Source organism: Myroides guanonis (genome assembly GCF_900114085.1).
Lineage (GTDB): Bacteria > Bacteroidota > Bacteroidia > Flavobacteriales > Flavobacteriaceae > Flavobacterium > Flavobacterium guanonis.
Genome location: NZ_FORU01000010.1, coordinates 1 through 18,206, shown reverse-complemented (window position 1 = coordinate 18,206; position 18,206 = coordinate 1). Strand labels below are relative to the sequence as shown.

The following is an 18,206-nucleotide window of genomic DNA, read 5'->3' as shown; positions in this document are numbered from 1 at the left end:
AAAATTTCAATATCTTTATATAATGAGGGTATTGAAATTTTCTTTTTTAGGGATACTTACAACCTTTATCATAGGGTTGGTTTCCAATGAATTTATTGGTTTTGGTCGGGCTGTATTGTTATTAATAATAGCAATTGTTGGCTTGATTCTTATTTCTTTTTTGAAACCATTTCAATACTTTAAATATTCCTGGTTGTCTTTGCTATTTTATGCAATGACTTGTTTTACATTCTTTTCATTGGGATTGGTTACCTATCACATACATGATGCTAATTCATATCAGTTAAATCATATTGAACCTTTTATGGATAATGAAAATCATTCCATATCTATTGTATTCGGAGAAGAGCTAAAAAGCAATTCTTATAATCAGCGATTCTATGCGTCTTTGGAAGGAATAGATAATAAGGAAGTAAAAGGAAAGCTACTAGTGTCTTTACCATTAGATAGTAGAACACCTAAAATTGGAGAACAATGGTTTTGTTACACTAGAGTTAGTAAGTTGACTCCATTGCGTTTCTTAGGGGGTTTTGATTATTCTAAATATTTGCATAATCAAGAGGTTTACGGGCAGTTGAGGCTCTCAGAGAATAATTCCTATAAGATTGGTGAAAAATCTAACTGGGGGCTTGATGTGGCTCGTGGTAGGCTAAATATGATGGAGCGGTTTCAAAGTGCTTTTAGTTTGAATCAAGCTTCGCAACTGGGAATCTCCTTGTTATTTGGAGAAAGAAACTCATTGGATTCAGATTTGATTCGAGATTTTAAAAATACAGGTGTCATGCATGTACTTGCTATTTCAGGTTTACATGTAGGGATATTGTTTATGATGCTTCAATTTCTTTTTAAATGGATACCTAGAATTCCTAGAGAGTTGTTGATTTTACTCTGTTTATGGGGTTTTGCTTTATTGTCTGGTTTATCTGCTTCAGTTTTTAGAGCGGTTTTAATGTTTACAATAGTGTCTGTAGCTCGTTTATATAGGCGTCAACCATATTCTATGAATACCGTTGGGTTTGCGATGTTATTCTCTTTATGTTTAAACCCTAAGTGGATCTATGATATAGGGTTTCAATTGAGTTATGCCGCCGTTTTTTCCATATTATTCTTTTATCCTATTTTTAAAAAGTACACTTATTCAAAGTGGTGGGCTTTTCGTTATTTTAAAGATTTGGTGGCAGTATCCATTGCAGCACAGGTTGGAATATTTCCACTATTGTTATTTTATTTCCACCAATTTCCATGGTATTTTTTATTGGGAAATATAGTTGCTATTCCATTAGTGACTCTATTGTTGTTTTCTGGTTTTATTATATTGTTTTTTTCATTTGTATGGTTAGATCTAGCAAAGCTCGTGGCTTATGTGTTTGAATGGTTAAGTCAATTGTTGGTTTATGGTATTAAAGTGGTAAATGGTCTTCCATTTGGAACTTCAGATAATGTTGTTTTTCACTATACATTATTGTTTAGTCTAGGGCTGTTTTTGTTTAGTTTAGGAGTTTGTCTTAAACGTTTTAATAGCAAAAAGATATTGATTGTGTTGGTTGCAATTTTTATAGTTCAGTTAAATGTGTTTTTTATTGATTATAATTTGAGAAGAGAAAGCGGTTTGATTGTGTCAAGCGATTCGAAAGGTATATTAGTATTTGTAAAGGAAAAAGATGAGTCAGTGGTTTACTCAGATCATTTTGAAGAGAAAAGGTATCATAAAATCATTACAGATTATCAAAGAGTGAATTGGATAGATAATATATCATTTAGTAAAATGCCTATAGGTTTTGAATATAATGATAGTAGATATTTAGTTGTAAGCAAACCGGAAGTATTGTATATAAATGATAAACAAGATGTACTATTAATAACGAATGCTGTTAAACTGAATTATGATCGTTTATTTGAACAAACAGATCCTAAGTTGGTGGTTCTAGCGAGCAATATGCCGCAATGGATTAAAGGATATATCAAGGAGAGTTGTAATAAAAAAAGAATCCCTTTTCACGATATATCGGAAAAGGGATTCTATAAATTGTAATAAGTATTTAAAGCTTTTGTAGCATATTAAATATCTGCTCTCAATTGCTCTGGTGTTTTGTACCCAACCATAGTTTTCTTAACAGAACCTTTTTCATCAATAACAATCATTGAAGGATAACCTGGTACTCTTAAAAATCCAGTGAATTCATGCATTGCATTTCTTCCTTTTCTATTAGGGTCGAAATTTGGATTAGTAAATTTTTTACCGTTGAAATTGATTTCTTCTGTTCCTTCAGCATTGAATTTTACTGCATAGTAGTTTTGGTTGATGTGCGATACAACACCAGGATCACTAAATGTGTTTCTGTCTAACATTTTACAAGGACCACACCAATCCGTGTAGACATCCATGAAAATAGGTTTAGCAACTTTTTTCTGTGCTGCAATAGCTTCGCTGAAGCTCATCCATTTAATTTCTTGTGCTTGAGCTGAAAAACTAAGTAAAGCTAAGCTAAATAGTACTATTATTTTTTTCATTGTATTGTATTTTAAATATCTCGTTGATTATATAAGCAAAAAGGTTGCCAATTATTTTACTCCATGCATTAATTTTTTAAGCATAGGATTTAAAATCATTACAAGAACACCTGCTAGGGCTGGAATTAAAGTGAATAAGAAAAAGAAATGACTCAAAGAGTAACTCTCTTTGATAACTTCGATTTGTCCACCTAAAATAGCAGCGAATTTTTGAGCGATTGCTAACGCTAAATACCACATACCAAACATAAAGGCAAGCATTTTTCCAGGTACTAGTTTTGATACATACGAAAGACCTACTGGAGAAATAAATAGCTCTCCAAGAGTGTGGAATAGATATGTTAAAACTAAGAATATCATAGACATTTTAACTCCTTCCATAGATCCCATAGCTCCTAAACCTAAAATTAAGAATCCAATAGCAACTAAAATTAGACCGATACCGTATTTAAATGCGGCAGGTGGGTTGTATTTAGAATCCCAAAGTTTAGAGACAGAAGAAGCAAAAGCAATAATAAAAAACGAATTCAGAATTGAGAACCATGAAACAGTAATTTCAGAAACTTCTTTAGAGAATTCATTGTTTAACATCCAAATAGCAGCTACCCAAATAGCTCCAAAACAAACAAAAAGAATAATGTTTGATAAAGCGATTTTCTTCCAAGTTGCTTTAGCCAATAAGATTAGAACCCATGAGATAATAGCTAGGGGGATAATTGTTAAACACGTGTTTATAACGTTGAACACCATTAAGGAAGTTCCAGTTAGTGAACGGTCAACATAATCTCTTGCAACAAGAACCAATGAAGTAGCTCCTTGTTCAAAACTCATGAAGAAAAACATCAAGAAGAACGCAAGTAATATTACCGCAAACATACGGTCTCTAATGATTTTTCCATATCTCTTAATACGTGATACTACTAAGTAAATAAAGACAATTAAAGCTACTAGAGCAACAATGTTTTGACCTCTAAGGATAGGCGTGTCTAAAGATGAGAAAATATCGATTACTCCATTTTTAGATAATGGGTCGTTGAAAGCATATAGCAAACCAACAATAGAAACAAAACCAATTAATATATAGTCTTTAAGACTAAAAGGGTTCTTAGTTTCTTTGTCTTCTTCTTCTTCAGCAGCAGTTTTAACTGCGTTGATGTCAACTTTAACAACTTCTCCAATTGTTCCAAAAAGAGGTTTTGATAACCAGAATTGAATGGTTCCTAGTAACATGAAAATTCCTGCAAGACCAAAACCATAGTGCCATCCTTGTGTTTCAGCAATATATCCACAAAGCATCATTCCGAAGAATGCACCTGCATTAACTCCCATGTAGAAAATAGTGTATGCACCGTCTTTCTTTTCTGGTAAACTTTTGTACATTTCTCCTAACATAGAAGGCATATTTGGTTTGAAAAAACCAGTACCTATAACCAAACAAGCTAATCCGGTAAAGAACATTATTTTAGCGTCAAATGCCATTGCAGCGTGACCTATGGTCATGATGATAGCTCCAACAATAACAGCCCAACGAGAACCAATATACTTGTCTGCTATAACCCCTCCTAAAATCGGTGTTAGATAAAGTAACATAGCGTAAGTACCGTATAATGCACCAGCTTGTTCAGCACTCCAACCCCAACCAGAGAAAGGATCGTCGAAAAGAACTTTAGCTGTTAAAAATTGAATTAATAATACTCTCATTCCGTAGAAAGAGAAGCGTTCCCACATTTCGGTAAAGAAAAGAACAAATAGTCCTGCTGGGTGACCTAAAACCCTGGATTTGAAAAACTCAGGGTGAGTAGCTTCTGATGCCATTAATTTGTAGTGTTTATGTTTAAAATCAATTGTGAAAGATAATAAAATTATTTATTTTAATCGGTTGTTTTTTTATATCGCTTTTCGCTCTCTTTCTTTTCGTTCTAATGGTTTAATAACTAGTTTGTCATAAATCATTAAGGATACGATAGAGAACAATCCAATACCAACAATCACAAACCATATTTTATTTGGATTATAAGTGTTCCAAAGCATATCAACCATTTCCCAATGTCCCATTCCTAATTTTTGTTCTGCGAGAGCAAAGTATTCGTTTTTAGAAAAAGGAAGGTGTATTTGACTTACATCGATGGCCTTGTTTGTAGCGTAATCTTTAAAGGATTGTCCGACAACAGCCCAATCTACTGATTCAGCTTTTAGATTAAATTGTTTTTCAAAACTCGATATTGACATATTTAGAGCTTTTGAACCTTGTTCTATAAATTGTTCGTTGGTTACCACTTGAGGCATTTCAATGTTTCTAGTAGTCATTTCTTTTTGCAACAATGATAATTTATCTGACCACGATTGGTATAGGCTTCCCGAAATGTAACTAGTAACAAAATAACTTGCTGCTACAGGTAAAAAATAAGTTCCTTGATACAGACCTTCTTTTCCTTTAGGAGTAATTAAAGCAATAAACGATGAAACCGTTGGGCTAGACATCATTTCTCCCATTGCAAAAATCATAGTTCCAAGTATCGTAAATATCGGGTTATTCGTGTAAAAAGTCAATCCAACACCAATAGTAGCAATGATAGCACCACGGATAACAGCATTGATATGACGCATTTTAGTAACAAAGAAAGAAATAGTTACTTGGCAACAAATAATCATGAATGAATCGATATTGGTAAACCATTCTGGTTTAACAAGTCCGTCTTGTGTCATTAATGATCCTAGAACAGGAATGTTTTGATTTAACCAATAACTAATGGCAGATGAGTTTACCCAGTCTTCAATAAAGTTAGGCAGAGTATTAAACAACTGGTTGAACATGGTCCAGAAACCAATCATTAACAATAATAAGATACCTAAGCGAACATCTTTTAATGCTTCGAAAATTCCAATAATAGAATCTTTGATGGCTTTGCCAATCGAATCTTTAGGTTTTTCTATTTTAGGTTCTTTATAAAATATCAATAAAACGACTAGATTGATTGCAATTACAACCGCTGCCTGAATAAATATGATTTTCCAACCATAGGTCGTACGCAAACCTGAGGACATAGCAGGACCTATAAATCCACCGATATTTACCATCATATAGAAAATCCCAAAGCCAAGTGTTCCTGTAGTTTCATCGGTATTTCGAGCGACAAGTGCGGAGGCAACAGGTTTAAAGAATGCTGCACCTACTGCAACGAGTAAAAAAACCATATAAACACTCCAATAACTTTGTACTTCTCCCATTAGATAGTAACCAACTATCATAATAATATAGGCAATAGTAAGCGAAAGTTTGTAACCAATTCGGTCGGCAATAACACCGAAAAACAAGGGTAAGAAATAAAGAATTCCTACAATGTTACCCATTATGTTTCCTTTTTGTATATGGTCAAAACCCAGTCCGCCAGTATCTGTTGAACCTACCAAATACAAACCAACTAAAGCGTAAATACCGTACCATGCCCAACGCTCCATAAGTTCCATGAAGCTGGCAAGCCAAAAAGTCTTGTTAAATGATTGAATCGTCTGAAAGAACGATCTTTTATTATCTGACATATTCAGTTTTTTTTAAAAGTTGTGATATAGTTAGTTGTAGTTATTAAAATCCAAAAAAGCGACTTTTTCAAGTCGCTTTTGATATTTTTCAGAAGTTTATTTAACCTCTTGCATTAGTTTACGAATGAATGGAGAGATAACTATAAGAAGAACTCCTGCAATTAAAGCATAAATAGCTAATTGGTAGTATCCATCTGTATATAATGTAAGTTTCTCCAAGTTTGTTGCATTCTCGTTTGGAGAAGCCATGTTTGCACCTAATAGCCCTGCAACATACTGTCCATAAGCAGAAGCTAAAAACCACAATCCCATCATCATACCAACTAGTCGATTTGGTGAAAGTTTCGTCATGATTGATAAACCAATAGGAGATAAGCAAAGCTCACCTAAAGTCATAACTAAATATGCTGATGTGAAAATATTTAAAGAAGTAATTCCATCTGGACCAGCAAAGTATTTTGTTGAGTATAAGATGAAGAATGAACCTGCAAGGAATAAGAATCCCATTCCGAATTTAACTACAGTATTAGGTTCTAATTTCTTTTTACTTAACGCAACCCAAATTAGTCCAGCAATTGGAGCAAAAAGAATTACGAAAAAGGCATTCGATACGTTATTTACGATATTTGGGTCAATCGAGAAAAATAATAAATCACTATTAAGATTGTCCTTAGCAAACAAAGATAATGAACCACCACTTTGTTCAAAGAAAGCAAAGAATATTATCGAGAATGCTATGAAAAGCAATGCAGCGAACATTTTCTTTTTAGCAGCTGAAGATTCCATTCTTGAAACTTCGTAAAAGAAATATATCAAAGCAACTGGACCAATAGCGTACATGAAGTAATCCGTGTAGTCTGTATCAACAATCATTGCATGAATTAATGGAATACTCAAAGCAGCACCTACGTAAACAGCAATTTCTCTAATACCTCTTTTCTTTGTAGGTAAGTGTTCAAGTGGAGAGTTTCCAATAGGACCTAAAGCTTTTTTAGTCGCTAAGAATAAAAGAACACCAACAATCATTGCAATTGCAGCTGCAAAGAATGCATAGTTCCAACCAATTGTTTTACCTAAATATACACATAGAGCTCCACCTAAAAGTGCTCCAATGTTGATACCTGAATAGAATAAACTGAAACCAGCATCACGTCTAGGGTCTCCTTCACGGTATAATTCTCCAACCATCGAAGAAATATTTGGTTTAAAAAAACCAGTTCCGATGATACTTAAGGTAATTCCATAATAAAAGAAGTCGTGAGGATTTAAACCAATTAGTATGTTTCCGGTAATCATTACGATACCTCCAAATAACAATGACTTTTTAAATCCTAATATTTTATCTGCAAAGATTCCTCCAATAAAAGTAAAAGCGTAAACAAATGCTTGGATTGCGCCGTATTTAAGGTTAGCGTCCTTTCCTGAAAGAAGTAAAACATCTACCATAAAAATGGCTAATACTCCACGCATTCCATAGAAACAGAAACGTTCCCACATTTCTACTAAAAATAAATACCAAAGTTGTTTGGGATATTTTCCTTCGAAATTATGAATCGCTTCTAATTGTTGTTGTTCTGTTGTCATTTTTTAGGTATGTTTAATTCTTTTTTAAGTTTGAGTTAACAATGCGTGCCGCCAAAAATATAAAATTAATTTAGTGTATTGCTGAAAATCGCTTTACAAATTCTCTAAAATATACTTTGTCATTTTGGTATATAGATGAAGTCTTGTTTGTCCTCCATAGATTCCATGATTCTTGTCTGGGTAAATTAACCAGTCAAATGTTTTGTTTTCTTGGACTAGAGATTCAATCATAGCCATACTATTTTGTACATGCACATTGTCATCCGCAGAGCCGTGTATCAATAAAAAGTTTCCTTTTAATTGATTGGCAAAGAAAATAGGAGAGTTATCGTCATACCCTGATGGGTTTTCTTGGGGTGTTTTTAAATAACGCTCCGTATAAACAGTGTCATAATATCTCCAATTTGTAACAGGAGCTACTGCGATGGCTGTCTTGAAAATATCGTTTGCTTTTAGTAAACAATTACTAGACATAAAGCCTCCAAAACTCCATCCCCAAATCCCAATTCTTGCGGCGTCAATATAGTTAATATTTTTCAAATATTTAGCTGCAATTATTTGGTCTTCAACTTCGAGCTTACCTAATTGATTTTGAGTTGTTTTTTTGAACTCAGCTCCTTTAAATCCAGTTCCGCGTCCGTCAACTGCAACTACAATATATCCTTTTTGAGTCAACATTGCGTGCCAAAAGTCATTAGAGTCCCACCATTTGTTTGCTACTTGTTGAGAACCTGGTCCACTGTATTGATACATTAAAATTGGATATTTTTTAGAAGGATCAAAATCTTTTGGCTTCATTATCCAAGCATTCATTTCCCAATTGTTCTCAGTTGGAATAGTGAAAAACTCTTTTTTAGGTAGTTGATATAATTCTAACTTATCTATTAGTTTTTTATTGTCTAAAATGTTTTTAATCAGCTTTCCGTCTTTAGATCTATTTAATGTGTAGCTAATAGGATTCGTATGAGAAGAATGTGATAGTATGAAATAGTTGAAGTCAGGGCTGAATACAGCACTGTTTGTTCCTGTTTCTTTACTTAAGATTCTCTTAGCCGTTCCATTAATTTGAATAGCATAAATGTCGCGTGTAGTAGAACCGCGTTCTACAGATTGATAATACAGCGTTTTTGATTTTTCATCAATGCCATAATAGCTCGTAAGATCCCAATTCCCTTTTGTAATTTGATTGAGTTGTTTTCCGTTTTTATCAAAGTGATATAGGTGGTTGTAACCGTCTTTTTCGCTAGTCCAAACAAAACTATTGTCTTTTAAAAAAGTCAAGTGGTCAGTAATATCTACGTAAGCAGGGTCTTTTTCGTTGAGTATTAGTTTCTTTTGAATACTTTTTGCATCGACGAAATAAAGTTTTAAATCATTTTGATGTCTATTGATCACTTGAAAGCTCAAGAAATTATTATCATTTGTCCATTTGATTCTAGGAATGTAGAAATCGTGAAATTCAGATAAATCTATAGTGTTGCTCTTTTGAGACTGTAAGTCGTATAGATGTAGGCTTACTTTAGCGTTTTCTTCACCTGCTTTTGGGTATTTGAAAACCTGTTGTGTTGGATATAATCCATTGCCATAAATATCCATTGAATATTCAGGAACATTAGTTTCATCAAAGCGAACATAAGCCAACTTATCACCTTCTAAACTCCACTCAAACATACGTACAACTGCGAATTCTTCTTCATATACCCAATCCGAAATACCATTGATGATATGGTTTTTCTTTCCGTCTGTAGTTACAGTAATTGTTTTTTCAGACTGTAAATCGTAGATGTAAAGATTGTTTTCGAAAGCATAAGCTATTTTAGTACCATCTTTAGAAAAGGTAGGTTCAGATATTTTTCTATCTGTAAATGACTTTATTTTTTTTGATTGTAAATCGTAAATCATATAAGTTGCAACAGAAGAATGTCTGTAAATGGGCTCTGAATGAGTCGCAATTAGCATTTTTTCTTCTCTGTCATCAAATACATATGCATCTATATTCTCTATAGATGGGTGGTTTTGAGTACTGAAAATAGTCTTTGATTTTTCAAGAGTTTTAAAATCATATAGATTTATCTCTTGCGACTTGTTTTGAGTGTTTAATTCAATTCTGGCGTATTGATTGCTGTTTTTCAGAGCATTGACCGCTTGCATCGATGTGCTTTGATAAGCTCCACTCCAGAGTTCTTCTAATGTTAGTTGCTTTTGCGCAAAACTTAAAGTTGTACTAAGAATACAGAGTATTAAGGTAGTAAAGTGATATTTCATTATATTTTAAAGTCAAAAAAACTTCCAATTTTAGTGAAAATATCTGATTCTGCCCAATTTTTTTCCCCAATTAACCTTTTTCGGGTTGAGAGATAATTAGATGGTTTGATTGTATTGGATTCGGAAAGTTAGTAGTGGAAGGTGATAAAAGAATCGAATTTCTTGGAGGGAAAAGAAAAAGGGACAGAAATACTGTTTTAGTTTTTCTGTCCCTTAATAAGATGTTTTATTAAAAAGTATCTATTCCTGAGCGTAACCATGCTTCGTATTCCGAAACATCAGGCATATATCCTGCCGCTTCATTCAAGCTATTTCCTTCTGTGTCTAAGACAAGGTAATAAGGTTGTGCGTTGGCTTTATAGCGAGTGATTTGGAAATCACTCCATTTGTTTCCAATTGATTTTATTTTTTTGCCTGTTTCTGGTGAAACATATTGTTCTTCTAATGGTAATTCTCTTTTGTCATCTACGTAAAGAGAAATTAAAACCACTTCTTTATCAATGATAGTGTGAATGCGTGGATCAGACCAAACGTAATCTTCCATTTTTCTACAGTTAACACATGCGAACCCTGTGAAATCAAGTAAGACCGGTTTGTTTACAGATTTTGCATAAGCCATTCCTTTATCGTAATCTGTAAATGCAATTAGTCCGTGTGGGCCGTTATGTGCTCCATCAGGTAAAGAAATAGATTCTGAGTTGTTAGAGGTTTTTCCGCTACCACCAACTCCATAAGGAGATTCGCTATAGGTCATAGGAGGAGGGAAACCACTGATTAATTTTAATGGAGCTCCCCATAACCCTGGGATAAGGTAAATGGTAAAACTTAGAACCACTAAACCAGTTGCTAAACGACCTACTGAAATACTATCGGTGGGTGAATCATGTGGTAGTCTAATTTTTCCAAAAAGATAAAGAGCCATAGTTCCAAAAATAGCAATCCATATAGCTAAAAATGTTTCGCGTTCAAACCAATGTAATTGTAATACTAAATCAGCATTCGACAAGAATTTGAAAGCAAGTGCTAATTCTAAGAATCCTAAAGTTACTTTTACTGTGTTTAACCAACCACCTGATTTTGGTAAGCTATTTAACCAACCTGGGAACATAGCAAACAACATAAAAGGTAGCGCTAATGCAGAGGAGAAACCTAACATACCAACAATTGGTGCAATACCTCCTTTAGAAGCAGCTTCAACTAGTAGAGTCCCAATGATAGGTCCCGTACAAGAAAAAGACACAATTGCTAAGGCTAATGCCATGAAAAGTATTCCAATATAACCACCTCTGTCTGCTTGTTTATCCACTTTGTTAGCCCAAGATTGGGGTAACATAATTTCAAAAGCCCCTAAAAAGGAAGTTGCAAATACGACTAATAATACAAAGAAAAGAACGTTGAACCATACATTAGTCGATAAGGCGTTTAAAGCATCTGCTCCAAAAATCAATGTAATAACGGAGCCTAAGAAAACATAGATTAAAATAATCGACAATCCATACAACAAGGCATTTTTAACTCCTTTGGCTTTGGTTTTACTTTGTTTAGTAAAAAAACTAACCGTCATTGGAATCATTGGAAATACACAAGGAGTAAGTAGAGCTGCAAATCCAGACAAGAAGGCGATGAAAAATATTGTTGCTAAATTAGTGTCTGATTTTTTTTCAGTTGATGTAGCTGTTTTTTCAATATCGTTTTTAGCTGGTGTAGCTATTGTATTTTCCTCTTTAATGTCAGAAGCTGTAATTTCTTTAGCGGTTAAAGTTTTTAAATCAAATTCGAAAAACTTGACTTCACTAATGCAGCTCTCTTTACAAACTTGGTAGAATAATTCCAATTGAACTTTTTGGTGTTCTGGATTTGTTTGTTTGATTTGTTGTGTAAAAACGGCTTGGTCCACAAAGAAAACCTCGTCCACCTCAAAAACAGTATTGAATTGTCTTTGAGTTTCGCTTTCGGTGGCTTCTCCGATAATTTCGTAATTATCAGTAGCTTGATGAAAGATGAATTCTGTTGGTAGAGGACCATCTTCAGGTGTAAACTGTGAGTAAACATGCCAATCTTTTTCGATGTTTCCTTTTAGGGTAATTAGGAAATTTCCATCTGTTTGTTTCTCAATTTTAGGTTCCCATTTAACCGGGTTGAGTATTTGAGCTTGAGCAGTGGTAAATACCAGAGCCAAAGCGAATAGATAAAATAGTTTCTTCATTTTTGAGTTTTTTTCGAGTTCAGTTGTAGTCTGAATTCGATTTGAGTTTAGACAATAGCAGTTGCCTCGATGATATAAATCATCGAAAAGCAAATGCATTATTTGTAATTGTTGTTTGAGTTTTAAAAACGAGTCGGGATTATTTTTAAATAAAGAAAAACAATCCCGTTTCGTTTATTTAGTAACGTTGAAGAAAGTGTATTCTAGTTTCAAATAAACACCGTCTGTATTAATACGGTGAAGTGAACTGTAAAGCTCTTTCTTGTATGCAATATCAACTCTAGCCTGACTGTTGATGATAAACTGAACAGAAGGAACAATATCTAAATAAGACTTTCCATTTTCTGTATTGGTTTGCCCTACAAATTCAAGCATTGTGTTTATGTTTGTTTCTTTGAAACTGGTATACTTTTTTGGATGCATTAAACGACCTACTGAAAGGCTGTAATTCACAGCGCTTTTACCAAAATCACTTGGGAAATCGTAAGAAGAATTGTCAAATGCTTGTACGAAACCAGCTGTTGCGCTAATAGCCACTTTTTTAATAAGTTGAGTCGCAACAATCCCCGCTTCAAATCCTGAATTCATACCTGCTAAATCAATAGCTTCTTGATGAATAAATCCTTTGCTGTGACTGTATCTTCCAAAAGCCGCCATACGAAAATGACTTTGCATGTCATCTACAGATAAAAAACGGTATTTAGCATAGGCACTCGCCCCTGAAAATCCAAGACCATTGTTCATGTCGTCTAAAAATGCAGACCCTCTAACCATGAAGTTTTTATTGATTCCCCACGTTACTTCTGGAGCAATTGAATAAATGTTTCCACCGGTCATTTCATTTTTAAGTAAAGACTGTCCAACGCGAGCGCTAATAGAACCTGCAGGTGCGTTACTAGCAGGTTCTGCCATTACGAATAGTTCTTGTGCTTGACTGCTAAAACCAAGCAAAGAGATGAAAAGTATTGATAATTTCCTCATGTCTTAGATAGCTTGTACGTGATAGTTGTTTTTAGAACCTTCCTTGAAACTAGCTGTCTTAGAATGAGTTTTAGAAAGTTTTTTGAATTCTTTTTGAGTAACAAAACCTTTATCTAGAACACGGTATTTTGCTTCTCCTGTTTCAGTACCTTTTTTATCTAAAACGATGTATGAATTGTTGTCAAGGTTAAATCCTGTTTCAGAAATTTTGTCTGAATCAACTTGAACAGTCAAAACCATAGATCCAACAAAGAACCCTGCTTTTTCAACTGCATCTTTTAACGTGTTTGGTTGTACGGCAACCTCTGGTTTAAAGAAAACTGAAAATGTATTAGTATTCAAGTCTGTTGTTATATGATCAACAATAGGCATTGCTTCTAATTGTTTGTTGATAGCATTTGAACACATAGAGCAAGTTAGTCCGGTAGCAATGATTTCCGCTTTAGAAATTTGAGCAGAGGCTGTTAGACCAGCAAATAATGTAGTTAATGTAAGTACGAATAATTTTATATTGAAAGTTTTCATATTAGTTCTTTTTTTGAATTTGAGTGATAATTTGTTTTTCAGTAGGGTTAATGCTTATTAATTTACCTGAAGCATCGAAAAGATATACTGCCGGTAGCGCTTCAACTCCAAAAGAAATTGCAGATGGAGCTTTAAAACCTTTAGGGTCGATTAGCTGTGTGTGTTTCATCTTGTCTTTTTCAATAGCTCTTAACCATTTAGCTTCGTCTGTATCTATTGAGATACTTACGATTTCAAAATTTTGTCCTTTGTATTTTTCATACAACTTAACTAAGCTTTTGTTTCCTACACGACAAGGTGCACACCACGATGCCCAAAAATCCACTAGTACTGTCTTTCCTCTGAAAGAATCTAGTTTAACTGTTTTGTTGTTATTGCTTTTTAAAGTAATGCTAGGTAGTTTATCTCCTACTTTAATCTGTGCTTGGGTAAGAGTGATACTAAATAGTATTAAACCCAATGATAGTATGTTTTTTATCTTTAACATGTCCTTTTTGTTTTGTATGAAGTGTATTATTTTTTAACTAATATCTCACGTTCATATTGACAACATCCATGAAGATTATTGTAAACAGTATCATCTGCTTTAAATTTTTCATTGTCATACCCAGCTTCTGCGACGCGTTTCAAAACTTCTTCCACGTTTGTTTTCTTGGGGTTGTAAGTTAGTGAAGCAGTTTTTGTAGCGCTATCCCATTCTAACTTTGCAGATTTTTGGTTTGCTGCAGTTTCTATTACTTTTTTACACATACCACAATTTCCATTGATTTGGACAGTAGCAGTTTCTTTGTTTTTCGATTGTGCTTGTGAGTTGCTTACAACAAATAATGAAGCAACAGCTATAAATAAGGTTTGAATAGTTTTCATATTTTTTAAATTTTGACGGTAAAATACTAAATGTTTAATTTCTAGTCAGTTCTTGTTTATTAGAGACTGATGAATGAAATGGATGTAGTACCTATAGTGTGTAGATTGTATTGATTTACAATAAACAGACTGTTGTTTTTTAATAACTAGAAAAGCAAAATGTTGAAGTCGTTTGCAGGGAGTGTTATTATAGCGAATCACGAGAAACAATTGTTGAAACGCTTTTTAAGCATAACTATAATTGATAGACCTCGTCTAGCATTAATAAAATTAAAGAGATTTGAGAATCAGGATAAATGATATGGTAATACCAATAAGGTGATTCTAATTCACTTTACTCCACAAGATAACGGCAAAACCATTGTACTGTGACTAATCGAATAATTTTAAATTAATTGTAACCTAAAAAGGTTGAGAATGATGTTGTGAAACATCATTGAATAGGGTGGGTTATCCTAATTTAGGAGGTAACCAAATAGAGCGGAAATCAGAAGAAATTAAGATTTCAGCATTAGGGTAGTTTTGCTTCTTATCAGAGAACGTAAACAATGCTTCATTTTCATTTTCAGAAAACAATACGTTAGGTGATATCGTTACTACCGGACAAACACAACTAGCACTTTTACAACTACTACCGCAGTCCATTTCTGAATCAGAAGCTTTTTTGTCGTCTTTACAACAAGACATTTCTGTAGATGAATCTTTACAACATGCCATGTCTGTTTGCATCGGAGATGCAAACGTCTGTGTAGGTCCCAAAAGGAAACTAAACACTAAAAGCAATAATATGTATATTTTTCTATTCATTACAATGCAAACATACATCTTTATTAAATATTATGTTGTTAATGTTTTTAAAAAAATGAAATTTTAGTTATTCTCTTTCTTTATAAATGTATTTGCTAGCCATGATATTATTTAAGTAATGATAGGACTGGCAATTTTAGTTCATCGGTCTCTCATTGGTAAAGATGTCAATTACTATTATCTAAAAGATAAACCCCGATTAACTAAGCTCTAACATCTATCAAAAACTGCTATCTTTGTCTTTTAAAACAGTAAGTAAAATGGCAAAATTAGTAAGTGGATTCTCGAAATTAACAAAGATTGAAAAAATCAATTGGTTAACGAAAACCTATTTTTCTGATGACAAAGAGGTTTTGGAGTTGATTAAACTATATTGGAATTCGGACGAAGACCTTCAAAAACTTCATGATGAGTTTATAGAAAACACCATTACTAATTTTTATTTGCCATTTGGTGTTGCACCTAATTTCTTAATCAATGACCGTTTTTATACGATTCCGATGGTTATTGAAGAAAGTTCAGTGGTTGCTGCGGCTTCTAAAGCAGCTAAGTTTTGGTCTAAAAGAGGAGGTTTTAAAGCTACGGTTTTAGGTACTGAGAAAATTGGTCAAATACACTTCATGTATCATGGCGATTGTAAGAAACTAGAAAAATTTATTGAGGAAACTCAGGTGAAGTTTTATGAAGCTACCGCTCCGATTACCCAAAACATGGATAAAAGAGGTGGGGGAATTCATAAAATTGAATTAAGAGACAAAACAGAGGCGTTAAAGAATTACTATCAACTGCATGTTACGTTTGAAACAAAGGATAGTATGGGAGCTAATTTTATCAATTCATGTTTGGAGCAAATAGCAGCAACGTTGAAAGCAGCAGCAGCTCAGTATAGTGCTTTTACAGATGAAGAAAGAAAGATAGATGTAGTGATGAGTATTTTATCTAATTACGTACCGCATTGTTTGGTTCGTGCTGAGGTAAGTTGTGCTATTGAAGATTTAAAATCTTCGGACATTCCAAATCCACAGCAGTTTGTCGATAAGTTTATTCAGGCAGTCCGCATAGCAGAAGTAGAGCCGTATAGAGCGGTTACTCACAATAAAGGAATCATGAATGGAGTAGATGCAGTGGTGTTAGCTACAGGGAATGACTTTAGAGCTGTTGAGGCTGGTGTGCATGCTTATGCCTCTAGATGTGGTGAATATACTAGTTTGTCTCATGCGAAAGTAGAAGACGGTATTTTTACTTTCTGGATTGATTTGCCTTTGGCATTGGGTACTGTAGGTGGTTTAACATCTCTTCATCCTATGGTTAAAATAGCCTTGAAAATGTTGCAAAATCCAAATGCTCAAGAACTAATGGAAATAGTGGCTGTTGCTGGATTGGCACAGAACTTTGGCGCTTTAAAATCATTGACAACTACGGGAATTCAACAAGGACATATGAAAATGCACTTGATGAATATCCTAAATCAATTTAAAGCTACAGATGATGAACGCAAAAAAGTAGTTGCTCATTTTGAAAAAAATATAGTCTCTCATAGTGCAGTTGTTGAACTATTAGAGAGTTTAAGAAAATAAGGGCATGGAAAAAAGGTTTTACAGTAACGGTAAGCTTCTAATTTCTGCTGAATATGTAGTTTTGGATGGGGTTAAAGCACTGGCATTGCCAACAGTTGGTGGGCAGGATTTATGTGTAATACCTTTGGAAGAACCTATTGTTCATTGGACGAGCTATGATGTGGATGGAACTGTTTGGCTTGATGAAACTATATTGTTAGATGAGGTTACTGCTCTTGAAGGAGAAGTAAATCCAATGATGTCTGAAAGTAAAAATCCTTTTTATGCTACTTTATTGTCTGTGTTGCAAACAGCTCATCTGATGAATCCAGAACTTTTAAGTTCGGGATCAGGGTTTAGGGTTGAAACTCATCTTAGTTTTCCTCGTTTATGGGGCTTGGGAACTTCTTCTACTTGGATTAATAATGTAGCGCAATGGTTTGAAGTAGATGCTTTTGAGCTGCTAGAACGCTCTTTTGGCGGAAGCGGTTATGATATTGCTTGTGCGCAACACAATACCCCTATTACTTACAGGAGAACAGAAAACAAACCTGAAATAGTTTCTGTTGACTTTAATCCACCTTTTGCAGATAATCTATTCTTTGTATATCTCAATCAAAAGCAGAGTAGTAAAGAGGCTATTCAAAAATACCGTGAGAAAAAGAATCATCTCTCTGATGTTTTTAGTTCAATTGAAAAGCTGACAGATGAATTACTGCTGTGTTCTGATCTAATGAACTTTCAAGAATTATTATTGAAACACGAAGCGTATTTGAAAGTAATCTTGGAACAAGATACAGTTCAAGAACTTCTTTTTTCTGATTTTTCAGGAACAATTAAAAGTCTTGGAGCATGGGGAGGGGATTTTGTATTAGTGGCTTCAGAAAGCAATCCTACTCCTTATTTTGTAGCTAAAGGCTATACTACGGTTATCCCGTATTCTAAAATGATACTTTCTTGTTAATTAGTAGTTTAGGTAAAACTTTGTGTTTTTACTTAATCATTGCGACCTCCGACTCGTAATCTCGTCAACTTCATCATTTCGTATTATAACTCGCTTAGTGCGTAACTATATCTAGTCATTGCGGGCTCCGACACGCAGTCTCATAAACAAATTCATAAAACGAGATTACGGACCAAGGCGTAATGACGTGTAGCTCAAAAACACATAAACGTATAAAGATCTCTGTAGAATAAGCTGGGATTCTTCATTAAAAGTCTAGTAAAGGTCCACTTAAAGTCCATTCAAAGTCCATTATTTTCGTAGACTTTGTCTCGTCCTAGTATAGCTGTACAGTTATTGTTATTAATCCTGCTTATAACTGTACATGTAATTTAGTAGTCCTAAGATTGCTGTACATCTT

Annotated in this window: 14 protein-coding genes; 3 read left to right on the top strand and 11 right to left on the bottom strand. The window is 34.0% G+C overall.

What is annotated here, in order from left to right:
- The first annotated feature begins 22 nt into the window (after positions 1–22).
- Positions 23–2,032, top strand: coding sequence for a ComEC/Rec2 family competence protein (locus BM024_RS09090; RefSeq protein ID WP_090679484.1), 2,010 nt, complete (start codon positions 23–25; stop codon positions 2,030–2,032).
- A 26-nt stretch (positions 2,033–2,058) separates the two neighbouring features.
- Here BM024_RS09090 and BM024_RS09085 read toward each other — a convergent pair whose 3' ends face one another.
- The 11 genes from BM024_RS09085 to BM024_RS09035 form a co-directional block, all read right to left on the bottom strand.
- The gene (locus BM024_RS09085) at positions 2,059–2,511 is read right to left on the bottom strand and encodes a thioredoxin family protein (RefSeq protein WP_090679482.1); all 453 of its coding nucleotides are present in this window, start codon (positions 2,509–2,511) and stop codon (positions 2,059–2,061) included.
- A 51-nt stretch (positions 2,512–2,562) separates the two neighbouring features.
- Positions 2,563–4,326 (bottom strand): peptide MFS transporter, encoded by a 1,764-nt coding sequence (locus BM024_RS09080; protein ID WP_090679479.1) that lies wholly within the window; start codon positions 4,324–4,326, stop codon positions 2,563–2,565.
- Between the two features lie 72 nt (positions 4,327–4,398).
- The gene (locus BM024_RS09075; protein ID WP_090679477.1) at positions 4,399–6,051 is read right to left on the bottom strand and encodes an MFS transporter; all 1,653 of its coding nucleotides are present in this window, start codon (positions 6,049–6,051) and stop codon (positions 4,399–4,401) included.
- Between the two features lie 96 nt (positions 6,052–6,147).
- Positions 6,148–7,635 (bottom strand): peptide MFS transporter, encoded by a 1,488-nt coding sequence (locus BM024_RS09070; RefSeq protein WP_090679474.1) that lies wholly within the window; start codon positions 7,633–7,635, stop codon positions 6,148–6,150.
- Positions 7,636–7,728: 93 nt separating this feature from the next.
- Positions 7,729–9,900: a S9 family peptidase gene (locus BM024_RS09065; RefSeq protein WP_090679472.1), complete on the bottom strand. Its 2,172-nt coding sequence runs from the start codon at positions 9,898–9,900 to the stop codon at positions 7,729–7,731.
- Positions 9,901–10,129: 229 nt separating this feature from the next.
- Positions 10,130–12,106: a protein-disulfide reductase DsbD family protein gene (locus tag BM024_RS09060; protein WP_090679638.1), complete on the bottom strand. Its 1,977-nt coding sequence runs from the start codon at positions 12,104–12,106 to the stop codon at positions 10,130–10,132.
- A gap of 174 nt (positions 12,107–12,280) precedes the next feature.
- Entirely contained in the window at positions 12,281–13,087 is an 807-nt protein-coding gene (locus BM024_RS09055; protein WP_090679470.1) for a hypothetical protein, read from the bottom strand.
- Positions 13,088–13,090: 3 nt separating this feature from the next.
- Positions 13,091–13,612 (bottom strand): heavy-metal-associated domain-containing protein, encoded by a 522-nt coding sequence (locus BM024_RS09050; protein WP_090679467.1) that lies wholly within the window; start codon positions 13,610–13,612, stop codon positions 13,091–13,093.
- 1 nt (position 13,613) lies between these two features.
- The gene (locus BM024_RS09045) at positions 13,614–14,099 is read right to left on the bottom strand and encodes a TlpA family protein disulfide reductase (RefSeq protein ID WP_090679465.1); all 486 of its coding nucleotides are present in this window, start codon (positions 14,097–14,099) and stop codon (positions 13,614–13,616) included.
- Between the two features lie 26 nt (positions 14,100–14,125).
- Positions 14,126–14,479 (bottom strand): heavy-metal-associated domain-containing protein, encoded by a 354-nt coding sequence (locus tag BM024_RS09040; protein ID WP_090679463.1) that lies wholly within the window; start codon positions 14,477–14,479, stop codon positions 14,126–14,128.
- A gap of 450 nt (positions 14,480–14,929) precedes the next feature.
- Positions 14,930–15,286: a hypothetical protein gene (locus BM024_RS09035; protein ID WP_143077749.1), complete on the bottom strand. Its 357-nt coding sequence runs from the start codon at positions 15,284–15,286 to the stop codon at positions 14,930–14,932.
- Between the two features lie 260 nt (positions 15,287–15,546).
- On the opposite strand from BM024_RS09035, the gene BM024_RS09030 reads away from it, so the two are divergent.
- Positions 15,547–16,863 (top strand): hydroxymethylglutaryl-CoA reductase, degradative, encoded by a 1,317-nt coding sequence (locus BM024_RS09030; protein ID WP_090679459.1) that lies wholly within the window; start codon positions 15,547–15,549, stop codon positions 16,861–16,863.
- A gap of 4 nt (positions 16,864–16,867) precedes the next feature.
- On the top strand, positions 16,868–17,806 hold the full coding sequence (locus BM024_RS09025) for a GYDIA family GHMP kinase (RefSeq protein ID WP_090679458.1): 939 nt from the start codon (positions 16,868–16,870) through the stop codon (positions 17,804–17,806).
- The last annotated feature ends 400 nt before the right edge of the window (positions 17,807–18,206 follow it).